This is a genomic window from Acidithiobacillus sp. TH-A36, assembly GCF_057473445.1.
This window is the reverse complement of the sequence record NZ_JBYCKP010000085.1, coordinates 1-2,684: the sequence shown is the minus strand read 5'-3', so window position 1 is coordinate 2,684 and position 2,684 is coordinate 1. Positions and strand designations below refer to the sequence as shown.

The window sequence follows — 2,684 nt, the reverse complement described above, 5'->3', positions numbered from 1 at the left end:
CGATAAGCACCGCTTGCGAAGCTGCCGCCAGATTCACATCCGATTCGGTAATACCTCCCACACCCGCGTGAATCACGGTCACTTTTACTTCAGATGTAGAAAGGCGTTCCAGCGTCGTACTCAGTGCTTCCACCGAGCCTTGCACGTCAGCCTTGATCAACAGATTCAGCTGCTGCAACTGACCGTCTGCCGCAGCTTCGAAAAGACTTTCCAGGGAAGCCTTCTGGTTTTTGGCAAGACGCACATCGCGGAACTTGCCCTGACGGAACAACGCGACTTCACGAGCCTTGCGTTCATCGGCCACTACCACGACCTCGTCACCCGCATGGGGAACATCACTGAGGCCAAGAACTTCAGCTGGCAACCCGGGGCCTACTTCCTGCGTACTTTGTCCGGCATCATTGACCAGCGCTTTCACGCGCCCAAACTGGGCTCCCGCCAGGAGCATATCCCCAGCATGCAGGGTACCCTGCCGAACCAGTACCGTGGCCACTACACCCCGACCCCGATCAAGACGGGACTCAATGACCACACCCTTGGCCGGACCATTACTCTGCACATCCAGTTCGAGCATTTCCGCCTGCAACAGGATCGCATCCAGGAGATCATCAATATGCAGACCCGCCTTGGCCGAAACATTCACAAACTGCGCGTCTCCACCCCATTCTTCAGGAACCACCTCATGACCTGCCAACTCCTGTCGGATCCGTTCAGGGTCCACTCCGGGTTTGTCGATCTTGTTGACGGCCACAACAATCGGCACATGTGCCGCCTTGGCATGATGGATGGCTTCAATGGTTTGCGGCATCACACCGTCATCTGCCGCCACTACCAGAACGACAATATCGGTAGCCTGAGCACCTCGGGCCCGCATGGCGGTAAAGGCCTCATGACCTGGCGTATCCAGAAAAGTCACCATGCCTTTGGGCGTTTCCACATGATAAGCACCAATATGCTGGGTGATTCCTCCTGCTTCCCCACTGGCTACCTGCGCCGAACGAATCCGGTCCAGCAGTGAGGTTTTACCATGGTCCACATGCCCCATTACCGTGACCACGGGGGGCCGTCTGCCAATAATCGGGGTCTCCGAACTGTCTTCATCCATCAGGAAGGCTTCGGGACTGGTCATGGCAACCATCTTGACCTTATGACCTAATTCTTCAACGACAATAGCCGCCGTTTCCTGGTCAATCACCTGATTGATGGTCGCCATCACACCCATTTTCATCATGGCCTTGATGACATCCGTAGCCTTGATCGCCATGCGGCTGGCCAGCTCACCCACCGTAATGGTTTCGGGGACGGCCACTTCGCGGATCACCGGTGCCATGATGGCTTCATTACCCATCTGCGCACCGCGATTCCGGTTTTTCTTGTCTCCGGGTTTGCGCCGACGCGCTAAAGCATCGGCATTACCACCCTCTTCATTACGACGCGGACCACGTCGTCCGGCACCGGAACGATCATCCTCTGCGCGACCTGCCGGGCCTGCTTTTTTTCCACGCGGCGGGGCCGATGGTGCTTTCGCCGGGGCAGTTGCTGCGGGACGCTGGCGTTCGCTGACTGGGGCACGGTTACGATCCGGTACCGTAGCGCGTTCGCTATGGGCACGGGCAGCAGTCTGACGTTCAGCGCCTGGCGCTTTTGGTTCCACTGCCGGTATAGCTTCGGGAGTTGTCACCACGGGTTGCGCTACCGATTCTACCGCTTCGGGAGCAGCTTGCTGGGCAACAGGAGCGGCTGAGTCCTGGACAGTTTCCGTGACGGCCACGTCAACGGAGCTCGCCAGCGTCGTTTCGATCTCGGGGGTAGACGGCTCGACGGCTTTGACCGGCTCAGCAACCGGAGTTTCCGCAACCGGCAGCTGTTCTAACGGTTCATCTAAGGTCACCTCACGTTTGACGTAGGTTCTTTTACGCCGGACCTCCACCTGCACCGTACGGGATTTTCCCGCGCCGACTGACTGCTTGATTTCAGAAGTGCTGGTCCGGTTCAGGGTGATCCGCCGCAGCTCGCCACTTCCTTCTCCATGGGCACTGCGTAATGAAGCCAGCAACCGATGTTTGTCGTCTTCAGTGACTACATCGTCTGCCGTTTTTTTCACGATGCCCGCAGCATTCAACTGCTCCAACAAGCGCGCGTGGGTTACACCTAATTCAGCTGCAAAATTGGCGACAGTTACCGTCATAATCCTCTTTCTCCAAAACCACTTGTTCGCACAATGCGTTCACAGGGTTCGTATTAAGTAAACCAGGGCGCACGCGCCTCCAGAATAAGAGCTTTCGCACGCTCTTCATCAATCCCGACCATCTCACATAACTCGCTGGCTGCAAGCTCCGCCAAATCTTCGGCGGTGGCCACACCCTTGCTGGCCAGCAGATGAGCCAGGCCTTTGTCCATTTCTTTCAGGCTTAGCAGGTCTTCACCAGGTTCACTTAATGCCACCTGTTCTTCCTGGGCAATGGCTTTGTTCAAAAGCATATCGCGCGCCCGACGCCGCAGTTCGCTGACCAGTTCTTCATCGAGCCCTTCAATTTCCGTCATCTCGGCAACCGGCACATAAGCCACCTCCTCAATGGAGGTAAAACCCTCGCTGACCAGCAGTTGCGCCAGATCTTCATCCACGCCCAACTCTTGAACAAAATGATTCAGGAACTTGGAATCTTCTTCGTCACGTTTGGCCT

The 2,684-nt window shown here is 56.6% G+C and carries 2 protein-coding genes; both read right to left on the bottom strand.

Annotated features, from left to right (window positions below; translation table 11 throughout):
* Window positions 1-2,188 (bottom strand): translation initiation factor IF-2 (gene infB, locus AC2VLY_RS02430; RefSeq protein WP_486921705.1); only part of this gene is annotated, 2,188 nt, incomplete at its 3' end.
* A gap of 53 nt (window positions 2,189-2,241) precedes the next feature.
* A partial coding sequence (locus tag AC2VLY_RS02425; RefSeq protein ID WP_486921704.1) for a helix-hairpin-helix domain-containing protein occupies window positions 2,242-2,684 on the bottom strand: 443 nt, incomplete at its 5' end.